Origin of the sequence: Microbacterium sp. K35 (assembly GCF_004794375.1) — a bacterium.
Lineage (GTDB): Bacteria > Actinomycetota > Actinomycetes > Actinomycetales > Microbacteriaceae > Microbacterium > Microbacterium sufflavum.
The window spans coordinates 1-766 of sequence record NZ_SSDM01000296.1 but is presented as its reverse complement, the minus strand read 5'-3'; the positions used below and the strand labels follow the sequence as shown (position 1 = coordinate 766).

Below are 766 nucleotides of genomic sequence, written 5' to 3'. Positions count from 1 at the left end.
GCGCCGGAGGTCGCGGCGAGGTGCACGAGCACCGGACCGAAGCCGGCGCGGAGCACCGCGTCGCGGCCGTGCCGCATCCGCAGCACCGCCGCGGCGTTGGCGGCCGGATCGGCCTCATCCGCGCGCGGCAGATGCCCCATCACCCCGACCACCTCGACGCGGCCGCGCGCCGCCCTGGCCAGCCGCAGCAGCTCCGGCCAGTCGGCGAGCGGGCAGCCCCCTCGCGCCATCCCGGTGTCGAGGTGCAGGTGCACCCGCACCGGGGCGACCGCGTCCGCGATCAGCGCCCTCAGCTCGTCGACGGAGCCCACCGCCACGTCGATCCGGTCGAGCGCGGCCGCGACCGCGTCGATCCCGCCCGGGTTCAGCCACGACAGGATCGGGACGGCCAGCCCGGTAGCGCGCAGCGCACGGCCCTCGGCGACGTCGGTCACCCCGAGCCACGTCGCACCCGCGGCGACGGCAGCCTCGGCGACCGCGACCGCCCCGTGCCCGTAGCCGTCGGCCTTGACCACGGCCATGATCTGCGCGGACGTCGACTGCCGCACGCGCGACACGTTCTGCGCCACGGCCTCGGGGAGCGTGCACAACCGCGGGAGCGGGAGGCGGGACGGCGGTGTGGAGCGGAAACCGGAGGGGACGGCGACAGGTGCGACGTCGCGCCCGGTACCGGCGAGCGCGGGGCGGACGGGCGCGGAATGGGCGGGCGCAGGAACGGCCGGCGCGACTGCGACAGACGCGGGCGCGACAGACGCGGGCGCGTCTG

At 77.7% G+C, this 766-nt stretch carries 1 protein-coding gene; it reads right to left on the bottom strand.

All coding sequences use genetic code 11. From position 1 onward, the window contains the following. Positions 1 to 590: alanine racemase (locus DW299_RS11530; RefSeq protein WP_136036671.1), on the bottom strand; the 590-nt coding region annotated here is incomplete at its 3' end. Between the last annotated feature and the right edge of the window lie 176 nt (positions 591 to 766).